This is a genomic window from Streptomyces sp. NPDC043896 (assembly GCF_056435605.1).
This window is the reverse complement of the sequence record NZ_JBWKEE010000010.1, coordinates 116,280-137,584: the sequence shown is the minus strand read 5'-3', so window position 1 is coordinate 137,584 and position 21,305 is coordinate 116,280. Positions and strand designations below refer to the sequence as shown.

At 71.8% G+C, this 21,305-nt stretch carries 24 protein-coding genes and 1 pseudogene; 1 reads left to right on the top strand and 24 read right to left on the bottom strand.

Annotation, left to right across the window (positions count from 1 at the left end):
• Positions 1 to 5: 5 nt before the first annotated feature.
• The 3 genes and pseudogenes from AC069X_RS17195 to AC069X_RS17185 form a co-directional block, all read right to left on the bottom strand.
• Entirely contained in the window at positions 6 to 1,142 is a 1,137-nt protein-coding gene (locus tag AC069X_RS17195; protein ID WP_478729400.1) for a DnaB-like helicase N-terminal domain-containing protein, read from the bottom strand.
• Positions 1,142 to 2,347 (bottom strand): DNA cytosine methyltransferase, encoded by a 1,206-nt coding sequence (locus AC069X_RS17190; RefSeq protein ID WP_478729399.1) that lies wholly within the window; start codon positions 2,345 to 2,347, stop codon positions 1,142 to 1,144. Before AC069X_RS17190 ends, AC069X_RS17195 begins: the two co-directional genes overlap by 1 nt.
• Positions 2,344 to 2,688 (bottom strand): annotated as a pseudogene (locus AC069X_RS17185) (hypothetical protein); the annotation flags it as partial. The gene AC069X_RS17190 and the pseudogene AC069X_RS17185, both read right to left, overlap by 4 nt.
• Positions 2,689 to 2,917: 229 nt before the next feature.
• Between AC069X_RS17185 and AC069X_RS17180 the strand changes: the two are divergent.
• Positions 2,918 to 4,174 carry an APC family permease gene (locus tag AC069X_RS17180; protein ID WP_478729398.1) on the top strand — a complete coding sequence of 419 codons (1,257 nt, stop codon included), beginning with the start codon at positions 2,918 to 2,920 and terminating at the stop codon, positions 4,172 to 4,174.
• A gap of 49 nt (positions 4,175 to 4,223) precedes the next feature.
• Here the strand turns inward: AC069X_RS17180 and AC069X_RS17175 are convergent, their stop codons facing one another.
• The 21 genes from AC069X_RS17175 to AC069X_RS17075 form a co-directional block, all read right to left on the bottom strand.
• Entirely contained in the window at positions 4,224 to 4,370 is a 147-nt protein-coding gene (locus tag AC069X_RS17175) for a hypothetical protein (RefSeq protein ID WP_478729397.1), read from the bottom strand.
• A gap of 419 nt (positions 4,371 to 4,789) precedes the next feature.
• The gene (locus AC069X_RS17170) at positions 4,790 to 5,137 is read right to left on the bottom strand and encodes a hypothetical protein (RefSeq protein ID WP_478729396.1); all 348 of its coding nucleotides are present in this window, start codon (positions 5,135 to 5,137) and stop codon (positions 4,790 to 4,792) included.
• A gap of 152 nt (positions 5,138 to 5,289) precedes the next feature.
• Positions 5,290 to 5,892, bottom strand: a complete 603-nt coding sequence (locus AC069X_RS17165; RefSeq protein ID WP_478729395.1) for a hypothetical protein — start codon at positions 5,890 to 5,892, stop codon at positions 5,290 to 5,292.
• A 34-nt stretch (positions 5,893 to 5,926) separates the two neighbouring features.
• Positions 5,927 to 6,637 (bottom strand): hypothetical protein, encoded by a 711-nt coding sequence (locus AC069X_RS17160; RefSeq protein WP_478729394.1) that lies wholly within the window; start codon positions 6,635 to 6,637, stop codon positions 5,927 to 5,929.
• A 139-nt stretch (positions 6,638 to 6,776) separates the two neighbouring features.
• Positions 6,777 to 8,570: a type IV secretory system conjugative DNA transfer family protein gene (locus AC069X_RS17155; protein ID WP_478729393.1), complete on the bottom strand. Its 1,794-nt coding sequence runs from the start codon at positions 8,568 to 8,570 to the stop codon at positions 6,777 to 6,779.
• A 48-nt stretch (positions 8,571 to 8,618) separates the two neighbouring features.
• Positions 8,619 to 9,398: an SPDY domain-containing protein gene (locus AC069X_RS17150; RefSeq protein WP_478729392.1), complete on the bottom strand. Its 780-nt coding sequence runs from the start codon at positions 9,396 to 9,398 to the stop codon at positions 8,619 to 8,621.
• Positions 9,395 to 10,636 carry an ATP-grasp domain-containing protein gene (locus AC069X_RS17145; protein WP_478729391.1) on the bottom strand — a complete coding sequence of 414 codons (1,242 nt, stop codon included), beginning with the start codon at positions 10,634 to 10,636 and terminating at the stop codon, positions 9,395 to 9,397. The genes AC069X_RS17150 and AC069X_RS17145 overlap by 4 nt, the downstream gene beginning before the upstream one ends.
• A gap of 37 nt (positions 10,637 to 10,673) precedes the next feature.
• The gene (locus AC069X_RS17140) at positions 10,674 to 11,267 is read right to left on the bottom strand and encodes a hypothetical protein (protein ID WP_478729390.1); all 594 of its coding nucleotides are present in this window, start codon (positions 11,265 to 11,267) and stop codon (positions 10,674 to 10,676) included.
• A 20-nt stretch (positions 11,268 to 11,287) separates the two neighbouring features.
• A complete protein-coding gene (locus tag AC069X_RS17135) occupies positions 11,288 to 12,115 on the bottom strand; it encodes a DUF317 domain-containing protein (protein WP_478729389.1) in 828 nt (275 codons plus the stop codon).
• A complete protein-coding gene (locus tag AC069X_RS17130; RefSeq protein ID WP_478729388.1) occupies positions 12,106 to 12,471 on the bottom strand; it encodes a hypothetical protein in 366 nt (121 codons plus the stop codon). Before AC069X_RS17130 ends, AC069X_RS17135 begins: the two co-directional genes overlap by 10 nt.
• Before the next feature lie 76 nt (positions 12,472 to 12,547).
• Positions 12,548 to 13,339: an SPDY domain-containing protein gene (locus AC069X_RS17125; RefSeq protein WP_478729387.1), complete on the bottom strand. Its 792-nt coding sequence runs from the start codon at positions 13,337 to 13,339 to the stop codon at positions 12,548 to 12,550.
• Positions 13,336 to 13,719, bottom strand: coding sequence for a hypothetical protein (locus tag AC069X_RS17120; RefSeq protein WP_478729386.1), 384 nt, complete (start codon positions 13,717 to 13,719; stop codon positions 13,336 to 13,338). Before AC069X_RS17120 ends, AC069X_RS17125 begins: the two co-directional genes overlap by 4 nt.
• A 250-nt stretch (positions 13,720 to 13,969) precedes the next feature.
• On the bottom strand, positions 13,970 to 14,743 hold the full coding sequence (locus tag AC069X_RS17115) for a hypothetical protein (protein WP_478729385.1): 774 nt from the start codon (positions 14,741 to 14,743) through the stop codon (positions 13,970 to 13,972).
• 25 nt (positions 14,744 to 14,768) lie between these two features.
• Entirely contained in the window at positions 14,769 to 15,413 is a 645-nt protein-coding gene (locus AC069X_RS17110; RefSeq protein WP_478729384.1) for a hypothetical protein, read from the bottom strand.
• Positions 15,410 to 16,276: a relaxase/mobilization nuclease gene (locus AC069X_RS17105; protein WP_478729383.1), complete on the bottom strand. Its 867-nt coding sequence runs from the start codon at positions 16,274 to 16,276 to the stop codon at positions 15,410 to 15,412. Before AC069X_RS17105 ends, AC069X_RS17110 begins: the two co-directional genes overlap by 4 nt.
• 97 nt (positions 16,277 to 16,373) lie before the next feature.
• Positions 16,374 to 16,790, bottom strand: coding sequence for a hypothetical protein (locus tag AC069X_RS17100; protein ID WP_478729382.1), 417 nt, complete (start codon positions 16,788 to 16,790; stop codon positions 16,374 to 16,376).
• Between the two features lie 105 nt (positions 16,791 to 16,895).
• Complete coding sequence (locus AC069X_RS17095) at positions 16,896 to 17,393, bottom strand: hypothetical protein (protein ID WP_478729381.1); 498 nt, start codon at positions 17,391 to 17,393, stop codon at positions 16,896 to 16,898.
• A gap of 34 nt (positions 17,394 to 17,427) precedes the next feature.
• Positions 17,428 to 19,227 carry a vWA domain-containing protein gene (locus AC069X_RS17090; protein WP_478729380.1) on the bottom strand — a complete coding sequence of 600 codons (1,800 nt, stop codon included), beginning with the start codon at positions 19,225 to 19,227 and terminating at the stop codon, positions 17,428 to 17,430.
• Positions 19,224 to 20,363: an AAA family ATPase gene (locus tag AC069X_RS17085; protein ID WP_478729493.1), complete on the bottom strand. Its 1,140-nt coding sequence runs from the start codon at positions 20,361 to 20,363 to the stop codon at positions 19,224 to 19,226. Before AC069X_RS17085 ends, AC069X_RS17090 begins: the two co-directional genes overlap by 4 nt.
• 189 nt (positions 20,364 to 20,552) lie before the next feature.
• Positions 20,553 to 20,774, bottom strand: a complete 222-nt coding sequence (locus AC069X_RS17080) for a hypothetical protein (protein WP_478729379.1) — start codon at positions 20,772 to 20,774, stop codon at positions 20,553 to 20,555.
• A 100-nt stretch (positions 20,775 to 20,874) separates the two neighbouring features.
• Positions 20,875 to 21,300 carry a hypothetical protein gene (locus AC069X_RS17075; protein WP_478729378.1) on the bottom strand — a complete coding sequence of 142 codons (426 nt, stop codon included), beginning with the start codon at positions 21,298 to 21,300 and terminating at the stop codon, positions 20,875 to 20,877.
• Positions 21,301 to 21,305: the final 5 nt, after the last annotated feature.

Sequence of the window (21,305 nt, the reverse complement as noted above, 5' to 3'; positions counted from 1 at the left end):
GTTGGTCATCGGCTGGGCCGGGCCGGGGTGCGCGCGGCGGGGCCGGCTCGTGCGGTCGGGCTGCGGACGGATGGGGTACGCGATGCCGTGGGCTGAGGAACGGGGGCCTTTTCGACGGGGTCGCTGGTGGCCTGGCGCCAGCGGGCCCGAGTGGATGACAGGGCGGCGAGGGCGCGCCGGCTGCCGGTGGCCAGTTGGTGGACGGAGGTGGCCTGGTCCGCGGTGAGCGCTTCGATGCGGGCCGCGACGGATGCGGCCTGGCTGAGGAGAGCGCGTTGGAGGATTTTCTGGCCCCAGTGCTCGGGCGCCCCGGCGGGGTGGGAGACCAGGTCGAGGAACTCGGCGGGCCCGAAACCCTTGTGGAGCAGGCCGCGCTGCTGGGCTTCCCACAGCAGGGTGATGGGGTCCACTGGTGCACCCCGGCGGGCGAGTGTGGTCAGGCAGGCGAACAGGGCGGCGTGAGAGGGGACCGTGAAGTCGCTTTCGTGCAGCCACCGCATCCGGGGCAGCTCCTCGGGGTGGGCGGTGGCTGTGGCGAGCAGCATCCGCTCCTGGTCCTCCGCCTCCGTGGACGTCTCCGCTGCCGGTTCGGGCCCAGGCGGGGTCCGGGGCATCGAACCGGGGTGGGAGGGAAAGGCCGTGGCCAGCTCATCGAGATAGACGGCGAGCTGGTCGGCCCGGGCGAGGACAACACCGGCGGGGTCGGGCCCCGGGGCACGGGCGGCCTGGGCGAGGAAGCCGGCGTGCTGACGCAGGACGCGGCGGGCGTGTCCGGAGCGGACCATCTGTGCGTAGGCCGGGGCGTGGGCATCGGCGGGACAGACGCTGATCAGCAGGTGAAGGTAGGCCGCCGTCAGCGCTCGGGCCTGGGGCTGCGCGGCGGCAAGGAGCTGGTTCGGCCACACGGGGCTGGTGCGGTGGACCTCGGGGGCGGGCGGGGACACGGTGCGCATCGCCGCGAACAGGGCGCTGTGGGCGGTGTTGGCGAAGTGCTCGGGCTCGAGGAGCCCGATGGTTTTCAGCCGCTCAGGGACCAGGAGCAGGGCCCCGAGCAGCGCCTGCTCGGCGTAGTGGACCACCGGCGTAGGCGCCGGGTCGGCGGAGAACTCTGCCTCCGCCTCGGCGCGGGCGTGATTGGTCATCACGCCGCCAGGACGAAGTCGTCGCGGCTGACCGTGCGTTCCACGTGGGGCGCGATCAAGTGGGCCGCGAGCAGCGGGGGTACCGCGTTGCCGATCTGGGAGAAGCGCTGGCCCTTGTTGCCCTGCCACGGGTAGGACGCCGGGAAGGACTGCAGGATCCCGGCCTCCTCGGCAGTGATCCGGATCGCCGGCGGTGCTCCCTCTGCAGCTGAGCCCGCAGGGGTGGCGGACCGGGTGGTCCAGACGCACTCGTTGGCCCGGTTCCCGAAGAACAGCGTGGCCGCCGGCTCGGTGACGGCGCGGACCGCCGCGTTCGCCTGGCTGTTGGTGCGCAAGACCCAGTCACACCGGCACGGCGATGCGATCTTGCGACTCCGGCCGGGCATCGGGCGGTGCGGGGGGTTCTGCCAGGCGCCACGGTCGCGGGCGTCGGAGAGGGTCTTGCGGGAGCCGGAGGGGAAGGGCTCCGGTCCGCCGCCGGGACCGCCGCCGGCGCACACGGTGGGCACGGGACCGTCAGTGCGGCCCCAGCCGAGGGCTTCGGCCATGGACACCCACTTGTGTCGGCCGGGCCCGAACAGGGACTCCGGTTCGACGAACTTGGCGTGCGTAGGTTCGGGCGGGACCGCCCGGCGCGTACGGGAGGCGATGAGGATCGCCCGTCGCCGGGTCTGCGGCACGCCGAAGTCGGCCGCGTTCAAGATGCCGCTCCAGGCGGAGAACCCCCAGGTGCGCAGCACTGCGGCGTACTGCTTCCACAGCGGTGCGACGTCGGGGACCTCTTCCATCAGCACCCATTCCGGCTGGCTGGCCTGGTGTAGGGCGTGGAGGTAGCGCATCGGCTCGGCGGCCAGCAGCGACCTCGGGTCCTGGCAGGCTGAGAGGAGTTGGGGGCGGGTGTCCCGTCCGGCGGCCAGGTCTGTCACGGCCTGGTGGACGAGGGGCTGGTCGACCAGACCGAGGCGTTTGCCGGCCATGCTCCACGCCTGGCAGGGCGGGCTCGCTATCAGGCCGCGGGTCCGGCCGACGAAGGGGTGGACCGGATAGAGTGCGACGTCGGTGCGGATCGTGGTCTGCCCGGTCGCCGCACGGGTCTTGCAGGCCCATTCGTCCCACTCCAGACCGACGTCGCGCACACCCAGGACGTGCAGGGCGTGCCCCCAGCCGCCCGGACCGGCGAAGAGGTCCAGGACGAGGTCTCTCATACGGCCAGCCCGAAGCCGTCGCGGTCCGGTGCGCTCTGCTCGCCCCGACAGGCCCAGGGCGAGCAGCCGTCCACGACCCCGGCTTCGAGTTCCTCGGCGTCCGGTACGTCGGTCTCCTGCTGCAGGGCAGCCCACTCCGAGGCGGTGACATGGTCGATCGGCGCCTCGGAAAGCGGCACCCGGGATCGGTGCAGATAAGCCTGTCCGAGCAGCCGGTTTCCGTTCGCGTTCGCGCGGGCGTTGCCCTGTCGTATGGCCGCGTCGAATTCGACGACATCAGCCCACTCGCCCGGGGAGGAATCCCTGATACTCCGCCACTGGGTGTTTCCGTGGAAAGGGCATGTTATTGGGAATCGAGACAGTGTTGTGATCTTTCTGGTGATGTGTGCAGGCCGCTCTGTAGGGCCTGACATTGCTGGGCTGTTGCTGGCCTCACCGTGTGCGGTGCAGCCGTCGGGACCGTGCCCGGCCTGGTCCCGCTGAGGGGCTGCGGTCCGGCCGCCCCTGCTGGACACCTTCTTCGGCTACCGTGCGCCGAGATCGACGGCTGGTGCAGTGGAGGAGCAAGTGATGAACACGGTGGGGGCCTCGACGGGCTCGGGTGAGCTGAAGCGCCGCCTGGGCGTGTCCGACGCGGTGATGATCGGCCTGGGGTCGATGATCGGGGCAGGGATCTTCGCCGCGTTCGCCCCGGCAGCCGACGCCGCCGGTTCCGGACTCCTGCTCGCCCTGGCGCTGGCCGCGATAGTGGCGTATTGCAACGCCACGTCATCGGCCCGGCTGGCCGCCCGCTACCCGCAGTCCGGGGGAACCTACGTCTACGGCCGTGAGCGCCTGGGCGACTTCTGGGGCTATCTGGCCGGCTGGGCGTTCGTGATCGGGAAGACCGCGTCCTGCGCGGCGATGGCCCTGACCGTCGGTTTCTATGCGTGGCCCGACCAGGCCCACGCTGTCGCGGTCGCCGCGGTGGTGGCGCTGACCGCCCTCAACTACAGCGGCGTGCAGAAGTCAGCGGTGCTGACCCGTGTCATCGTCGCTGTCGTGCTCGCGGTACTGGCCGCCGTGGTGACCGCCTGCCTGACCAGTGACAACGCCGACTTCGCGCGCCTGGACATCGGCGCGGACATGACCGTCGGCGGGACGCTCCAGGCGGCCGGCCTGCTGTTCTTCGCCTTCGCCGGTTACGCCCGGATCGCCACACTCGGCGAAGAGGTTCGGGATCCCGCCCGCACCATTCCCCGCGCGATCCCTCTCGCGCTGGGCATCACCCTCGTCGTCTACGCGACTGTCGCCGTGGGCGTTCTCGCGGTGCTGGGACCGGACCGCCTCGCTCAGAGTGCCGCGCCGCTCGCCGAGGCGGTATCTGCCGCTGGCGTCCCGGGGCTGGCCCCGGTGGTGCGTGTCGGCGCGGCTGTCGCGGCACTCGGGTCGCTTCTGGCACTGATCCTCGGGGTCTCGCGCACCACCTTGGCCATGGCCCGCGACCGTCACCTGCCGCACGCGCTGGCGGCGGTCCACCCCCGTTTCCAGGTTCCCCACCGTGCGGAACTGGTCGTCGGTGCCGTGGTCGCAGTCCTGGCCGCGACGGTTGATGTACGAGGTGCGATCGGCTTCTCCTCCTTCGGGGTCCTGGCCTACTACGCCGTCGCCAACGCGGCCGCGTGGACTCTCTCTCCTGGAGAGGGACGGCCGCCCCGTCTCGTGCCCGTCGTTGGTCTAGCCGGGTGCGGGGCCCTCGCCTTCGCCCTGCCGGTGGTCTCTGTGATCTCCGGCGCCGCCGTGCTCGTACTCGGCGCTGCCGTATACGGCGTGCGGAAGGCCAGGTAGAACGGTTCCCGGAGCTGAGCCTCCTGCTCGCCGCATTCGGACCAAGGCCTCACTCCTCTCGCTCATCGGCGCGTGCTGGGACGGTGCCCTCGGGCGCAGCGGCGAGGGCTTCTTGCGCCTCGGTCAGGTGGCGGGCGGCCTCGCTGCTGAGGTAGGCGAGCTGTTTGATCCGGACCAGGGCGTCGCAGGTCGGCACTCCCGTACAGCTGCTGCTCGTGGACCGCCTTGAGCGCTGTGAGGGACTCGTGGGCCAGGTGCTTCGCCGAACCGGCGTGGGCCCCCAGGTCTGGAGGCGAATCCGCGGTGGGCCGGATGAGGTCGATGGCGTCGTTGTGCCGCGTGAATTCACCGGCGAGGGTGAGTAGGCGCTCGACGGGGGTGAGCGGCTCGGGTATGTAGAACAGGAGATCGTCGGGCATGGGTAGGAGGGGCTTTCGGTGAGGGAGGTACCGGAGCGGCAGGGGGGACGCTCTGTGGTGAGCCGGGGTGTCCGGGACAGGTCCGGGTGGCTCAGGGACGGGATCGGACTGGAGCTCCGGCGGTGGGGACCGGCATGGGGAGGGCCGCCACCGGAGCGGGGGGAATGCCGGCGCCCGGTGTGAAGGCCGGGGCCAGCTACCGCAGTTCGGCGGACAAGTGCTGAGCAAGCGCCTGACTGGTCACGAGGCGGGAGGCCACCGTCTCCGGCAGCTGGCGCCAGCGGGCCTGGTGGCGGGCCCGCTCGATGAGTGCGGCGGCGGCCTCCAGCTGGGTGGCGACCTGGTCGAGCACGAGCTTCTGGTCGTCGTCGTGCCCGGTGGCCTGGAGCAGTTCGTCCAGTGCGCCGGGCAGCGGTGGACGTTCGCCCGGCAGGCCGTACAGCTCGGCGTGCAGGGCGTTGGCGAGGCCGAGCACAGATCCGCCGGATGAGCGGTTTCCGTAGCGGGATTCGGCGCCGCGCAGCAGCGCGAAGTGGAGGGTCACGACATGGGGTGGGGGCGGCGGGTTGGTGGAGATGCGGGTGGCGAGGGCGCGGGCGATGTCGGCGGGCGTGGGGCTGCCGGTGGGATCGGTCGGGGACGTGAGAACTCCTGCAGGTGGGTGAGGGTGCCGAGCGCCGGCTGCCGGTGGCGGAGCTATCGGCTGCGCGGGGAACCGGGCTGGGCGGGCAGAGCGGCGATGGACGCCGACGCGGGAGCTGGCGAGGCGAACGTCGAGGGGCGGACCCGACTGCTCTGGTGCTCTGCCGGTGTGCTGCTGCGTTCGATGGCCGCGGCGATGTAGTGGCAGGAGATCGAGGCCAGTTCAAGCTGGTGGGCAGCGTTGTGAAGGTGCTCTTCCATGAGAGGTCGGGCGTTGTCGCAGATGGCCTTCCACACCCCGTCGGGGTACGGATCGGGTGCGTCACCCATGGGCCTGCCGGGGTGGGCGTTCTCGCCGAGGGCGAAGCCGAGTTCCGCGGCGGCGTCGGTGACGCCGGCGAGTGCCGAGGCCAGCGTGTTGAGGGACTGACGGGATCCGGGGGTGCTGGTGAAGGCCGTGCTGCTGCTCATCGCGGTCAGCTCGTCCACCAGTGTCTCGGCGAGGCTGAACGTGCTGCGCAGGAGAGGGCTGAGCTGCTGCTGGGTATCGAGGCCGGGTTCGAGCTTGGTGCCCCGGACACGGGCGCAGTGCTGTTCGAGGGCACGGGCCAGAGCCCGGAGCGTTTCGGCGTAGTCAAGGGGCGTGGGGTTGGCCAAGGCAGGACTTCCTGGTGAGACGAAAGAGGGGGTGTCAACGGCGCGGGCCAACGAGGGGCGCTGCCTTCGGCACTGGTGCCGCAAGGGGAGCGGTGAGGGACGGGCTGCGGGGTGGACGGGGAGCGGCGGCGAGGAGGGAGCGAACGCCGTCGGAGGTGACCCGCAGGCCGAAGTGGTCCGGCTGCGTCGGGAGCGGCGTGAGGGTAAGCAGGTCCCTGGAGGCGAGGGCGTCGATCGTGGCGGCTCGTACGGACACGTACGCGGCCAGGGGCGCCACGACTTCGCTCAGGCCGCTGCTCGCCTCGCGAAGGACGCCGTTGCCTCGTGCGAGGGAAGCGAGGGCCTTCCGCTGGGCTTCGCTGATCTTGACGGTGCCCTGTCCCGTCCCGAGGTTCTCGCGGGCGGCGCGGTCGTGGGCGTGGAGATAGCCCTCGTGCCGTAGCAGAGCGCTGCTGACGTGCTGGACCGCAGACGGGGTCCCGGCCAGGTGGGCGGCAGCCTGCTCCAGGAGGATGCCCGCGGACGCGGTGTCGTCGTGGGCGAGGGCAGAGACGGTGTCCGCCGCGCGTACCGCGGCGAGTGAGGTCGCCTCGGTGAGATGGCGCAGGAGGGTGATGGCCTCGCGGCCGTCGAAGGTGGTCGTCGCGTCGCTCAGTGCGGCCTTGGTGAGCAGTTGGCCGGCGGCCAGCGAGGTATGCCGCAGAGTGCTGGCGGCCCGGACAGTCTCCTGTAGTCGCTCGGGCACCGCGCCGCGCTGCCGCTGGAGGTCATCGAGCCGGAACGCGTTGAAAGCAGGCGCTGGGTGAGGGCGAACAGTTCTTCGTCGTAGGGGAGTTCGTGAGGCAGTGGGGCTCCTTAGGGGCGGGGTGCTTGGGCGGGTGCCGTCACGCGGCCTTCTTGAAGTCGGCTTGCGTGGGCGCGACCTTGGCGATGGCGCGGGCGGTGATGGCGTCGGAGGCGGCCTTGGAGGCGGCGGCGAGTTCACCGGCGCCCGGCTCGAGATACCAGGGGCGCAGGTCGAGCATGGCGGCGCGGAGGCCGGTCGCGAAGAGGAGGGCGGTGCCCTTGGGTAGGGCGCGGATCCGGTCTGCGGGCAGGATCCGCTCCTGCCGCATGCTGATCGAGGTGGACTTGCCCGACTCGGAGATGCTGGTGGACTTCGTCTCCACGTCGTGGTCGCCGATCAGCCGGGAGAGCTTGTCCGCGAAGTCCGGGTCGTCGATTCCGCTGCCGATGACCTTGATCGTGGCTGCGGACCACATGGCGTCCATTCCCGCGTCGCCCCAGGTTTTCTGCCCCTGCCTGTAGGACTGCAAGATCGTTATCGGGATGATTCCGCGCGACCCCAGGTGCGAGTACAGGTCGGGGAGGTCGCTGATTTTGCACACGTTTGCGGCCTCGTCGAGGATCGCGAGTATGGGCGGGTCGAGACGTCCGCCGGTGCGTTCGGCTCGGGCGGTCGCGGCCCGCATCACCGAGTCCGCACACGCCGCGATCAGCGCGGAGGCTCCGCCGCCACCATCCTTGGAGAGCAGGAACAGCGTGTCGGTGGAGGCCACGAACTCGGCCGGGCGGAACTCTGGCACGTCCTTCTGAGGGGTCACCCAGGCTGCGATGTCGGCACTGAGCAGGGCGGATGCGTACTGTCTCGCGGTCTCGTAGATGCCGTCTCGGGTCTCCGGCGGGCCCTCCACGGTGCCCTTCAACTGGGCCGCGACGGAGGTGAACCCGTGGTCGCGCAGGATGTCGAGCGGTCGCCGGTCCGCGGGGAAGGCCAGCCACTGCATCACGTCCGTGATCGGGCGGTTGTCGAGGGCCGCGGCCAGGAACAGCTGCGACAGGATGTTGGATCCGGCCTTGGACCAGAAGTCGCCCTGCTGGCTCGCGTCTACCGACGCGGCGAGGAAGTGGCCGGCGAGCCGGTTCGCGCCCTCCAGGGACTTCGCGTCCGCGAGCGGGTTCCACCACATGGTGCGCGGAGCGTGGGCGATCTGCTGAGGGTCCATCGACCACACACGTCCCACCTTGCAGCGGGCGTCGAAGCAGGTGGTATAGGCATCACCAGCGGCCTTGTTGCTGGTCAGGAGTACGGCGCCGGGCGCGGCCAGGATGGAGGGGATCGCCAGCGAGGTGGTCTTCCCGGAGCGCGGTGCCATGATCGCCACCGCGACGTCCTCGTACCCCATGCGGACTTCGGTGCGGCTTCCCTGCAAGTTGCCGAGGAGGATTCCGGTGTCGGAGGCCGCGATGCGTTCGGAGTTCTTCAGGCTGGGCCGCAGGGAGCGGGCCTTGGCGGTGAGCGCACTGGCCAGGAGCGGCTCGATGTCCTTGGCCTTCGCGGTGCCCTGGACCCGGCGCTTGTTTTTCCCGCCGAAGGCGCCCTTGTGGCGGCTCCACCACACGCCGCCGACGGCGGCGAGGGCGATCAGGGCAAGCACGGGCAGGATACGGGCACCGATCAGCAGGGACGTTTCTCCCAGGCCGGGCCAGAGCTGGTCGGGGCGTATGAGGGCGTCGGCGGGCCGGTAGGCGGCCCAGGTGTTGCCGGTGGCCAGGGCGGTGAGGTTCCCGCTGAGCCAGGCCAGGTGGGCGAGGGGGATGGCGACGGCGAACAGGCCCAGGAGGACCTTGAAGGCTATGTCGTAGCCGTCAGATGAGGAGGGGTTGGGCTGGGACAAGGGCGGCGCTGTTCCGTGAGGGGGCGGGGGCGGGAAGGAGGGAGAGGCTCAGCGCGTGCGGCGCGGCAGCGGCCCGCCGGGCGGCTGGGGAGGCAGGGGCTGGCCGGTGTGGTGGGCGGTGAGGCGGTTGATTCGGGCCCACAGGGCGTCCTCGGCCGTTTGGGCGGGGACGCGTTCGCGGGCGATGCCGACGCTGTAGCGCAGGAAGGTGGCCATCTCCTTCTCGTCGCGCAGCAGCGGTTCCGGGGAGGCGAGGCCGGCGAGGACTGCGGTGACCAGGTGGGGCGGGGTGTGGTCGGAGAAGTACGCCCGCCAGACCGGCCGGTCGCTCGGCTCGGAGGCCCAGGGGCCGTCGAAGGCGGTGACCTTGATGTGCACGGCGCCGAGGGGATGGTGTGAGACGGTGACGAACTCGTCGGGTGAGTCGACGCGGTGGTCCAGGATGGAGCGGTGCCATCCGGCCTGTTCCAGGACTTGGAGCGGGTCCGCCGGGCTGTTCGCGTCGGGGTTGGTGGTGAGGGCATCGGTGGCGGTGGCGACGATCTCGGCGGGAGTACGAGCGTCGAAGCGCATGGTCCACGCTTTGCCGTCGTTGTCGGCCCCGGTGTGGCGCAGGGTCCACCAGTGATCGTCCGGGCTTGGGTTGAGCAGCAGCTCGGTCTGGTGGTCGCGGTGGGTCAGCCGTACGACCGGGCTGAGCGGGAGGTGCGCTGCCCGCCAGCGGAACGCCTGCTGCAGCGGGGCGGTCACCCAACGGGGATCCCCGCCGCCGGCCAGGTAGCGCGGAGCGACCTGGGCCAGTACCGGCGGCTTGCCGGGCTCGCTCACTGCTGTCCGTCGGCGGTGACGGTGAGGGCGATGTGGTTGGCGGTGACGGTGCGGCGCGCGACGGCGAGGTCGAGGGTGTCGGCGTGGGTGGCGAACAGGCCGACGCGGGCGGAGTCGAGGTCGCCTTCGGGCGGCAGGAGGACCTCGTCGCCTTCCTCCATCAGCCAGGCCGGGCCGTGCACCCACCCGGTGGTCTTGGCGAAGCCGCCGGGGATGGCCCGCTGGGCCAGGGTGCCGGAGGCGGGGGCGTAGAGGACCTTGATGGCGACGGCCTCCTGCCGGGTGGGGGTCAGGTCGGGGGCCTGGCCGACGGCGAGTCCGGCGGCGATCCGCGGCAGCGACTGGCCGGTGGCCCGCCAGACCGCCCAGCCGATCCAGTCCCCGCCGATCCGGCCGTTGACCTCGATCACGCGAGGCCCGGACGGGGTGAGCCGCAGCTCCACGTGCTGGATGCCGTTCACGGTGCCGGTCGCCTCCACGGCCGCGAAGGCGATGGGCGCGACGGTGGCCAGCAGCGGGTCGCCGGCGGCCAGGGTGTGGCCGATCTCCTCGAACAGCGGCTCCGGCCCGAGCTCCTTCCGAGTCACCGCCACCGCGGTGGTCACACCCTGGTACGTGACGCACTCGACGCTGACTTCCTCGCCGGACAGGTACTCCTCCACGAGGACGACGGTGTTGTCGCCGCCGTGGAGCTCCACGCCGCGGGTGGCGAAGGCGTACGCCGCGGCCAGGTCGTGCTGCGTCTCGGCCTTGATGACGCCGATACTGCCGCCGACCGAGGCGGGCTTGACGACGACCGGGTACCCGATGGCCTTGGCCGCAGCCAGCGCCTCGGCCAGGGAATTCGCCGCGGTGGACTGGGCCGACGGAACGCCGTGGGTGGCGAAGACGGCGCGGCTGGCGGCCTTGTCCCGGCAGATGCGGACCGACTCCACGCTGGTAGTGGCGAGGCCGAGGTGCTCGGCCAGCCGGGCCACCGCGGTCAGATGCCCTTCCGCCCAGGTCACCACGCCCGCGACTGGGTGGCGCGCGGCGAGCGCTTCCCCGGCGGCGAAGAGTCCGGCTTCGTCATCGAAGTCCTCGACGATCTCGTGGTCGACGACGTGGGGCTGCTCCCAGGTGAGGGGGCCGGTGGTGATGACGGCGACGTCGTACGCGTCGGCGACCTGGCGAAGGCAGTAGCCGCGATAGATGTCGTCACCCGGGGCGACGACGAGAACGAGGGGGCGCAGGGACAAGCGGACTCCAAGGCAGAAGGGAAGCGAGAGGGGTGGTTCAGCGGCGGGGCGTGTGACTGGTGGTGGCGGGTGGAGCAGGCGGCGGCGCGAAGGTGGTGATCCGGAGGCCGGGGGCGGTGCGCGCGGCGGTGGTGTGGATCTCCAGGACGGCGCGGCCGTGGACGAGCCAGCCGTAGAGGGCGCTCCACGCCTCGGCGTTACGGGCGTCGACTGCGGCGTGTCTGGCTTCGGGACTCGCATGAGGATGGGCAGCGAGGAGTTCTCGGTACTCCGCCCTGGCGGCTGCTATCTGGTCGAGTGCGTCGCGCAGTTGGGCCAGTTGCCAGGCCCAGCGGTTGTGGACGGAGGGGATGGGGATCCGGCCGAGGTCGGCTTCGGCGGCGTCGAGCAGGACGCCGGCCTCCTCGCGCACGGGCTTGAACGCCGTCCACACCGCGCGGTCCCGCTCGGCCTTGCGGTCGTCGTAGGCCTCCGGGTCGTACGGCCAGCCGTCGAGGTCGGCGTGCTCGTCGGAGTACAGGTCCCAGGCGTCGATCGCCGCGTCCGCCGCGCGGAGGAACACGGACAGGCGGCTGATCATCTCTCGGTGACCGGGGACGGAGGCGCTGCCGGGGCGAGCGGAGTGGGGCACGGGCGGGCCTTCGGAGGGGGTTAGGGGCGCGTTGCGCGGGAGGAGGCGGGAGCTGCCGGGGCGGCGGCCGGGGCCGGCAGGCGGGTGGTGAGGCGGGTGCGGCGCTGGGAGCGGGCCCGGGCCTGTGCGGCGTCGATGCGGGTGAAGTGGGCCTCGACCGCCTGCTGGGGCGTGAGCGGGCTGGGCTCCTGCCGGGCGCTGTAGTGATCGAGGTCGTACATGCCGCGCAGGACGGGGGCGTCGGAGACGAGCTGTTTGGCCAGGCCGGCCATGAGGTGGTCCGGGACCGGGCCGCTGATCCACATCTTCCAGACCGGCATGCCTATGTGGTCGGGCTGGGTGATGCGCCAGGCAAAGTGGTCGGACGAGTCGTTGAAGATGGGGCGCAGCTCGGCGCGGATCGGTAGCTCTGGCGTGGGCGAGAGGGCCTTGCCGGTGCCATCCGGTTGGCGTTCCACAGCCCAACCGGCCCTCTGCATGTGCTCCCACGGACTGATGTCGCCCCGGCGCGGTCCGTGGAGAAGACCGTCGGTGAATCCCGCGATGATCTCCGCAGGCACCATCCGGTCGAAGGAGGCGTTCCACGTCCAGTCGGCGGACTGGATCCGCCACGGCGAGCCGGAGGCGAACGGATCAATCGCCATCTGGTGCCGGGCCTCGTCGGGGCCGGTCAGGGTGATCCGGGGGTCGCCCGGGGCGGAGGTCAGGGTCCACCCGGAGGCGAGCAGGGCGTGGGTGACATGACGGGGGTCGCCAGGTCCCGCGAGGGCGCGGGGCGCCGACTCGAAAGGGATCTTCGCGTGGTGGTCGTTGGCGTAGGAGGCCCGCTGGGCAGGGCTTACCGCCACGGGGCTGTCTCGGCGGGGCTCGTACGGACGGGGGCGGTGCGCAGGGGTTCGAGGGTGAGGTCGAGCAGGCGCAGGTCCTGCAGGACGGACGCGGCCTCGATGTACTCGCCCAGGGTCGCCTCGACGGTGTCGGTGCGGGGGACTGTGGTCTCCTGCGCGAGGTAGCGGGCGATGCCGCGCAGGGCTTCGCCGAGGCGGACTGCGGTGCCGGTGTCCGCGTCGACGAGCGCCGCGATCAAGGCGAGGACCTCGTCCAGGTGCGGGCCGGTCCGCAGGTGTGCGGTGAGGCGGTGCAGGGTGTGTGCGGAGGCACGGATGTCCTCGGCGGTCAGCCGGGTGGTGTGTGCGTCAGTCATCGAAAGCTCCAGGGAATGAGGGCGGTTCAGCGGCGCCGGGGTGTCGGGCTGCGGCCGGAGGAGGGAGCCGATCGGTTCACCGGGTCCTTGCGTAGCCGGACGCCTTGGCGCCGGTGCGGGCGCGGGAGGAGACCCAGTTGCGGCTCCAGGCTGCGGCGCGGGCGGCGGAGAGACGAGCCTGCTGCCAGGCGCCGAGCTGGTCGGGCAGGACGGACACGGAGGTGACACGGATGCGGTTGCTGAGCGGTACGTGCCCCAGCGGGCGCATCACCGGCTCCGGGTCGGCCATGGCCGTGGTCAGGGACTGCATCAGGTGCAGCGGGGTGCTCGCGGTGGCCTGCACGTTCCAAACGGGTCCGTGCTCGTTGCGGGCGCCGACCCACCAGTGCTCCTGGCTCCCGTTCCCGTCGGCTTTGACGTACTGCACGACGGCATGCCGGTCGGGGCTCTGGGCGACGAAGTGGCCGTCCTCCCGCTGCACGCTCCACGAGTTCCCGGTGAGCGGCGCCCACACGTTCGGGGCGTGCGCCGAGCGCGGCTTGGTGAGAGCGTCGGTCAGGCCCGCGACGATCTCCACCGGGGTCTGCGGGGTCAGGGTGACCTGCCAGGCCGGCTGATGTCCGTGGGCGGCCCCGTGAACCTGCCAGCCCCCCGGCGGCTGGTAGGCGATGCGCACCATCTGGTCGGGCGAGTCGAAGGCGAGCATCGTGCCGGACTGGCGGGTGATGTCCTTCCACCCCGACGCGCGCATGTACTCGCCGACGTGCCGCAGGTCCCCGCCGCCGGCGAGGTAGCGGGGCTCGACCAGGTAGTGCTGCTGTGCCTGCTGGGCCTGACCCCAGCCGGACCACTGGGCTCTCTTGCTCAACGGTGCCTCCCCCGTGCCACCAGGGCGGTGGCCTGCGTGGCCACCGGGGAGGACGTGGTCAGGGCTCGGCGGGAGGCGATCTCCTCGAACACTCCCTGGTGTTCGTCCAGGTCGAGGGCGAGGTCGTGCAGGGTGTTGGCGGTGCGCCCGAGCGCCAGCCACATCTCCGCGGGGAAGACGCCGCTCTGGGCATGGTGCTTGGTGACGTAGGTGCCGGTGCCGACCAGGGCCGACAGCCTGCCCAGGACGCCGTTCTCGGCGTCCAGGACCTGCTGGAGGATCTGTGCGGCCTGCTGCGGCCCGGCCTGGGACAGGTGCGCAGAGAGCTGGTCGAGCTGACGGGTGATGCTGTCGGTGAGCGCGGTGGCGGGTGGGGTCATGGGCGGTCCAGGGGGCTGTGCGGTACCCACGACGGCGGTCAGCGGGTGCAGCGGTGGTTGAGGGCGGCCGGCGCGGTGGCGCGCGGTGGCCGTTCGGGCCGGGGCAGGTCGCTGCCTGCGGCTTTGACTACGGCGGCGCGCAGGTACCGGCGCAGCAGGAATCGGGCGAGCCGGGGGCGGCTGGCGGCGTCGAGCGGTGGGACGCGGCGCCGGTTGCGGGGGATATCGGTGGATGGCCGGGGCGTACGGGTCACCGGGTGCGGGCGGTGCTCCGGGCAACGGGCGGCGCAGCGGGCAGCGTGGCCTCCGCGGCAGGGCGGGCGGCAGCGCGCAGCACGGTGGCGATACCGAGGTGGGCGAGGCGGGCGCCGGCCGCCTGGACGGCGTGGCCCTGGGCCCGGGTGTCGTCCCCGGAGAGCACGTACGCGTTCGCCGCGGTGTCCCACACGAACCCTTCGGAGACCAGGGCTTCGGCTGCCGGCCGGGCGGTGGTGACGGCCGCGAGGGAACCGTTCTCGAGCCAAGTCATCACCACCTGCTGCGGCTGAGCACCGGAGGCGGGGAGGGGCTGCGGGGGGTTCATCGCGTTGTGCCGGACCTGGGCGAGAGCGACGTCGTAGCGGGGCAGCAGGTCAGCGGTGATGGCGCGGGCGGCGCGCTCGGGGTCGGCGGGCACGGCGATCCCGTCGGGTCCGCGGACCCGAGCGAACGCCTCCGGGGCGACGCCGGACGGGGCCATGGCGGCCACCAGGAACTCCTCTTCGTGCCGGGGATGGAGGGTCACGTACAGGCGGGTGCCGTCGTCGCGGAGCATGTGGGCGTCTGCGCCCAGTGCGTACTCGGCGAGGGCAGCGGCTACGTCGTTTAGGTCCCAGACCTCTTCGGCGTGCAGGAACTGGTCTTCGTGCCGCTGGTGCTGGTGGTGGTGCACGGTCCAGGTCCCGGGGAGTTCCTCGGAGAGGACGGTGGCGAACGACTCCACGTCGCGGCTGTCGTCGTCGGGCAGGGTGCGGGGGGCGGGCATGGGCTCCTCGAACTTGGGGCGGGGGTCATCGGGTCCGTCCGGAGGCGGTAGGTGCGGCTGTCGGTCCGGCGGGCAGTGACGTGCCCGGCCGGACTGGGGCCGTGGCGCGGTCGGCGAGATCTGCGCGTGTATGGAGCAGGTCGGCGGTGATGGGACCGAGCCGGTGCTCGGCCAGGTAGCGCATCCGTGCCGCGATGTGCCGGTCCGCAGGGCCGCCGAGGCCGTCGTAGACGGCGGCGAGGGAGTGGAGGAGCTGGTCCAGGGAGGCGAGGATGCCGTCGTGCGCGGCGGTCACCTCCTCCAGCCGGTTGGACACTTCGGCCGGGCTGGCCGCCTCACGGATGGAGGCAGCGAGGTTGGCGATGGACCGGCCGTTCGTGACGTAGCGGTCCTGCGTCGTCTCCGTCGCGCATTCGGCGTCGGCCTCGACCCGGTACCCCGCGGCCTGGAGCCGGGCGACGGCGAGCTGGGCCACTGCGGCCTGGTCCGCCGGCGGAACGGTCGGAGACATCCGGTGCCAGGTAGCGCCGTGGACTTCGCGGAGGAAGAAGGTGCGTTCCAGGATGCCGTGAGCCAGCCCGTCACCGCCGCGGGCGATGATCCGGCCGGTATCGATGTCCCGGGCGACCGCGATGGGCGGTGCCTCCCGCGGGGTGGCCGGCTCGTTCACCGGGCCGACACCCGCGATGCGGCAGGCGCCTGTACCGGCCGGGCCGGAGCAAGAGCGGCCGGAGCCGCAGGAGGCTGGAGTCGGGAGGCGATCTCGCCCAGCTGCTCCTGCAGCCCGTGCAAGCGGCGGGCCGCCCAGAACAAGTCCCTTGCGGCGGCGTCCGTTTGGTGGTCGGGCAGCGCGGCTGCCTGCCGCCCGACCTCCTCCACGAGCTGGCGCACTGCGGCGATCGGACCGGACCGCTCAGCGGCGAGTTGCCGCAGAATGCCCGCGAGCGGGCCGGTCGCGGTCGGCACCCGCGGGGACACGACGTGCTCCAGGCCGGGCGCCGGGCCCGGGCGTGCGGAGTCCCGCCCGTGGCTGGAGTGCAGAAGGAGGTCAGCTTCGATCTTCCGTGCCTCGGCGACCAGGGTCTGCAAGAGGCGTCGGGGTTGGGCACTCCAGGTGCCATCGAGGCGTATGAGGTTGGCGATCACGTCCAGGCGGCCGGGCTGGCCCTGGACTGCGATCCACCGGCCTGCCGCGTCGTCGCCGGGTGTCGCGATGCCGGTGACACGGGCGATCCGGTGACCGATCTCGGACCACTCGGCGTGGCTCAGCTCCCGGTCCAGCGGATGCATGTGCGCGGTGACATGGAGGATTGCGCGCCGGTCGCCGTCATGCCCGGAGGCGAGCGGGTGCTCCAGCGACGGGTCGGCGAGATGGCCGGCCCACCTAGCCGAGCTCCACGTCTCGTCCTCGCTGGTGTAGTGGTCCAGCCGGTTCCAGTGGGCCACCACCGTGCCGCCGAGCTCGGTGGTCAGGCCTTCGGCCGTGCTGGTCTCCCGTCCGAGTGCCTCGGCGAGTGCTTCGTCGGCGGTCACGCCGCGGGAGTGGATTGCAATGATCATGGTCTCGCTCGGGAGTCGCATTTCGAGGGGGTGGCGGAAGGCCTGTCCTTCCGGGGTGCTGCGACCGTGCTCAGCGCCCGGGCCGGGCGTCGGCGACGTGGACGAGCTGGTTGAGGGCGTTCAGTGAGTACCAGCGGCAGTCCACGGCTTCCTCGGTATCCCCGAGGCGCTTGACCAGGTACTCCCGCAGCGCCTTCTGGTGCATCAGGCACTCCGGGCACCGCTTGGACAGGTGCACCAGGTAGCGGGGGTGGGCGGTGACGTAGGAGCGGTCGCCGCCGTTGGGGTCCAGCAGCCGCCACCCGTCTTCGTCGGTGGGGGTGTGCCAGGAGGAGACCACGACCTTCATTGCGTCGCCCCACAGCTCTCCGCCGGCGGCGCCCTTGAGGATCACGACGTGTTCGCCGGGGCGGAAGTGCTGGTGGGTGATGTCCCGCTTCGGGGTGAGCGGGTCGGGCGGCAGGTACACGGGGCGGGTCTCGGGCACGGAGGGTCCTCCACGAAGGCGCTGGGCGGCGGTGGAAGACAAAGGGTCCGGAGAATCCCCGGTTTCCGAAACCGGGACTTCGCCGCTATATTGCGCGCCGCGCGCCTACCGGAACGGGTTCTCCGTGGGCCGGTCGCGGTCGTCGGCGGCGTCCAGCAGCTCGGGCAGATCGGTCCCCTTCGCCTCGCGCTGGTCGACCCACCACCCCGCCCGCGTCAGCAGGCGGACCTGCTCCTCCAACTGGGCCCAGTCGGCTTCGTCCCAGGTGCCTTCGATGACCAGCGCTGTGTACGCGCGGGTCACCAGCTGGTGGCGGGTGCGCTCGCCCCAGCCCAGGATCTTTTCGGGTCCTTCCAGGGGCGGCATGTCGAACTGGGTTGCCCAGTCCGCAGCGGCGGTCTGCTCTTCGGCGCGCTTGGCGGCCAGCCACTCGGCCGTGCTGGCGGCATCCGCCTGGTGATCGGCCCGCCAGCAGTCGGTGCACTGGCGGGCGGCGAGCCAGCGGGCGTATCCGGCGCGCTGGTCCGCCGAACGACGGGACAGGTCATGGGTGGTGGTGTGTCCACAGCTGTGGACGATCTCAAAGGATGTGGGGACTGCCATGTGGTTGTTCCTGCTTTCTGTCTTCTGTGTTGTCTCAGCGTGTCCGGCGGATGGCGTCTGTGGCCGCCGTGGCGATGGCGGCGGGAGCGCTGGAGGGCCGGGGCAGGTGCAGCAAGGTGGTCCCCGGCAAGTGGCGGGACTTCGCGGTGAGGGTGAGCTGGAGTACGGCGCAGCCGGCGGTCGTGAGCTGCTTGACGCGGGTGACGGCGTGAGCGGTTTCGTCGCTGCTGTACTGGGCGTCGGTGACGATCACGAGGAGGCGGCCGGCGCCGGGGCGGCTGAGTTCGAGGCCGTGGTCGAGTGCGTCGATGGCGTCGCCGAGGTTGTGGTTGCCGCCGTTGGCATTGAACGTCGTCACGCGCTCTGGTGCTCGGTGGGTGGGTCGGGTCAATGCGGTCAGGTGCATGTCGTAGGCGATGGTGGCGGTGCGGGAGTCGGGGTCGGTCAGGGCTGCTGCGCGTGCCACGATCCAGGCAGCGGACGCGACGGGCGCGCAGGCGGCACGCATGGAGCCGGAGACGTCGACGGCGATACCCACGCGCAGCGGTGGGGTGGGGGAGTTCCGGCGGCGGGTGTGGGTGAACGGTTCTGCGGTGGGGGCCGACCCGGCCGCGCGTTGAGCGTCGCGGGCGAGGGCCGCGCGCATGTTGAGGCGGCCGGGCGGGGTGGGGCTGGTGGTCCGTTCCTCGGTCCGCTCGCGGTAGGCGGCGGCACGCAGGGCGCGGCTCAGGCGTGCGGCGGCGCTCTGCTCGGCGGCGGTGGGCCTGCGGGTGCCGGTGACCGGGTTGCTGTAGGGCGCCGGTGTGCCGTCGGGGGTGACGGTGGTGCCGCGGGCGTTGAAGACCGACTTGGCGGTGGCGGCGGCTTTGCGTCGCTGGCCGGCCCGCTGGGCGCGGTCCTGAGCCTGCGCCTTGGACTGCGCGGCCATGGCGTCGGTCGCTGCGGCCTGTGCCGCGAGGTCGGCGGCGTCGGTGGCCGCCGTGCTGTCCATGACGACCCCCACGGCGCCGGACAGCAGATCGGTGAGGTTCTCCGGCACGGGCAGGGCAGGGGCCGCGATGTTCAGAGCGTCGCACCAGTCCTGAGCGTGCGCGAGCATGGTCGTGGCGTCGTGGTCGGCGCACAGGTGGGCTGCGGTCCAGATGCGGGTGAGCGTGGCCAGCAGGTCTGCGCCCAGCACCTTTTTGCACAGATCGGCGACGGCCCGGGTCTCGCCGGGGTCCAGGATGCCGACGTCACGGCGGCCGAGGACCAGGGCCGCCACGGCGGCGGCGTGCTCGATGCCCTGGAGGGTGGGGTTGGCGATGTCGGGCATGACCAGGGTTCGGGCGCTGGTGCGCAGGTAGGTGCGGTCCGTGGGCCGCGTGATCAGGTGTGCGCCTTCGACACGGCTCTCCTCCAGCAGGAGCGCGGCCTCGACGAGACGGGGGTTCGCTCCGGCAGGCGCCGTCCAGACGGAGTGGGCCGCGTGCGCGGCCTCGTGGACGAACACTCCCCAGGCGGCGGGATACCGCTCCTCGTCGCCCACGATCCGCGGATGGATCTCGTGGGGCTTCAGCGGGGCGAACAGGCCGGCGTCGAACTCGACCTCGCCCAGGGTGGGGAAGAACGCGGCCGGTGCGCCGCTGCGCGTGCCGGGGCGGCAGGTGACGATGAGGTCCTGGCGGCCGGAGAGGGCGACCAGCCGATCGCCGAGTTCGGCTCCCACGCGCAGCCACGCGTCCGGGGAGGAACGGGGTTGCGCGGGCGGGGCGCCGTCGTCGTCCCATCGCGCGAGGTCGGCGTCGTCGTCCGGCGTGGTGGCGGGGGACTGGACGTGGTGGTGGGCGCTCATCGCGAGCGGCCCCGGGGCGCGGAGCGGGCGATGCCCGCCTTCCGGACGGCCGAGGCGGAAAGCTGCTTGCCAAGGGTGAGGGGCGCGACCTTCTTGACGCCGACAGCCTTGATGACGGCGTCGGCGACGGCGTCGCGGTCCTCCAGGGGAGCGATGCCGACGAGGTTCGCGAGCGCGGCGTTGGTGCCGAGGACGGCCTCGGTCTTCTGGTAGCTGAGCAGCTCTCGCAGCTGGGGCGCCCAGCCCAGCTCACCGAGTTCGACTTGGTGAGAGAGGTGTCGGGCGACCCGGACCACCCGGGCGTCGATCTTCAGCGCCAGGGCGAGGTCATAGTCCGTGCCGATCTGGATCTGCACGCTGAACCGGGACGACAGCGCCTCCGTCAACACCGCCCCGTGGACGCCGGGATTGTGGCCCGCCACCACGTAGAAGCCCGGCTCGGCGTTGATGGTCTCGCCCTTGTGGGCCTTGACCTGGATCTGCCTGCGCCCGTCCATCGCGGGATACAGCGCCGCCAGGACCTTCGGCGAGATCAAGGTGGCATCGTCGATCAGCAGGGCGCGGCCCTCGGTCATCGCGGTGACCAGCGGACCGTACTGGAAGACGTAGGCTCCCGCGTCATTCTGTGTGTACTCGCCGATCAAGTCGCCGACCGTGGTGTCGCCGTCACCGGCGACGGTGAGCAGGTCCGGGAACGCCGCCTCGACCAGACTCGTCTTGCCGGTGCCCGGAGGGCCGTAGAGCAGCACCGGCACGTCGGCGTCACGCAGCCGGTTCAGCGCCTCGACGTCGGGCAGATCGGCCAGCTGCCGGGGGTGGTAGACCTGACCTCCCGCGCGGCGGATCGGGCCGGTCTGCCTGGGCGTGGCTGCTGCGGGACTGGTCGTGCGGGGCGTAGTCGCCTGGGCGCGGGGAGAGTGGGTGCCCGGTGGGCTGATCACAGCGGTCTGCGCGGCTGCGGCGGTCTTCGCGTTGGCACGGAACTCCGGTTGTCCGGTTCCGCTTTGGTCGGCCTCGCCGCGTCGCACCAGGGTGAGGGCGGCATTGCGGACGGCGCCGTGGGAGTGGCCCAGCTGCCTGGCCATCTCCCCGATGGTGAGCGTGTCCACCGGCCGGTCCGCCAGCAGTCGGGCCACCTTGGCCCGCAGTTCGCCGCCCTTGGTGCGTGCTGAACTGGTAAGCGTTCCGGGTGCGGTCAAAACGAGGACCCTTCAATAGGTGCGGTTTCGGGTGGGGTTGGTGATGCTCTGGATTGGCCGCTCTCGGAGCGGATCACGGACTGCGCCGACCTCGGAGACCGGGCCAACCGGGCGTACCGTCGGCGCTCACCGGCCGGCCGAGGGCTCGGTCCAGGTGCACGGGACGGCCGGCGACGAGCAGCTCGCTGGCCGCCGAGCAGGCCCGTGGGTCCGCTCCGAACCGGGTTCCGTCGCTCGGCAGGCGCATCCTGGTGTCTCTTCAAAGCCGTCCTGGAGCAGGATCCGCCGGGCGGCGGCGTTGTAGCCGGTGGTGGTGATCTCGCCGGTGATGGCGTGCCGGATTGTCATGAACGGCTCTGCTGGTGCTTCGGGCAAGGCGGATCTCCTGTCGGTGGTGGAGGGAAAGCGGTGGGGTGTGGCTGTCTGGCCAGGGAGGGGCCCGCCGCGGTCACCGGGCTCGTCTGGTTGTCGAAGCGTGGGCGCCGAAGGCCGGTACGGGCACGGACGCGACCGGGGAGGCGTTCACGCGGTGCTGCGGAGGTTGGGAGGCGGCGGCCCGGGCGATGCGAGCCAGCCGTTCGGCCGCGTAGTTCGCGCGGATCGGGGCGTTCGGCGGGGCGGTCTGGGCGGGATCGAGGGAGAGGTCCGCCTGCACGGTGAACCCGTGTTGGCGGAGATCATGGACGGCCTGTCGGGCGCGGCGCCGCAGATCGTGATCGGGCTGGGCCAGGCGGAACAGATCGGCTCGGCCCGGTACTGGTTCGAACTGCTCGCGCTCCAGGTACCAGGCCGCGAGGTGGGAAGTGATGGCTGCGGTGGGACGGGCGACCACACCGTGCTCGGCGTGCAGCCCGAAATGGAAGTGCGGTTGCATGCGGG

Bases quoted from the DNA above. Each gene is read 5' to 3' on its own strand.
- AC069X_RS17095 (WP_478729381.1), bottom strand. From the start codon at position 17,393: ATGGCAGTCCCCACATCCTTTGAGATCGTCCACAGCTGTGGACACACC.
- AC069X_RS17115 (WP_478729385.1), bottom strand. From the start codon at position 14,743: ATGCCCGCCCCCCGCACCCTGCCCGACGACGACAGCCGCGACGTGGAG.
- AC069X_RS17195 (WP_478729400.1), bottom strand. From the start codon at position 1,142: ATGACCAATCACGCCCGCGCCGAGGCGGAGGCAGAGTTCTCCGCCGAC.
- AC069X_RS17190 (WP_478729399.1), bottom strand. From the start codon at position 2,347: ATGAGAGACCTCGTCCTGGACCTCTTCGCCGGTCCGGGCGGCTGGGGG.
- AC069X_RS17090 (WP_478729380.1), bottom strand. From the start codon at position 19,227: ATGAGCGCCCACCACCACGTCCAGTCCCCCGCCACCACGCCGGACGAC.
- AC069X_RS17180 (WP_478729398.1), top strand. From the start codon at position 2,918: ATGAACACGGTGGGGGCCTCGACGGGCTCGGGTGAGCTGAAGCGCCGC.
- AC069X_RS17075 (WP_478729378.1), bottom strand. From the start codon at position 21,300: ATGCAACCGCACTTCCATTTCGGGCTGCACGCCGAGCACGGTGTGGTC.
- AC069X_RS17130 (WP_478729388.1), bottom strand. From the start codon at position 12,471: ATGACTGACGCACACACCACCCGGCTGACCGCCGAGGACATCCGTGCC.
- AC069X_RS17080 (WP_478729379.1), bottom strand. From the start codon at position 20,774: ATGACAATCCGGCACGCCATCACCGGCGAGATCACCACCACCGGCTAC.
- AC069X_RS17120 (WP_478729386.1), bottom strand. From the start codon at position 13,719: ATGACCCCACCCGCCACCGCGCTCACCGACAGCATCACCCGTCAGCTC.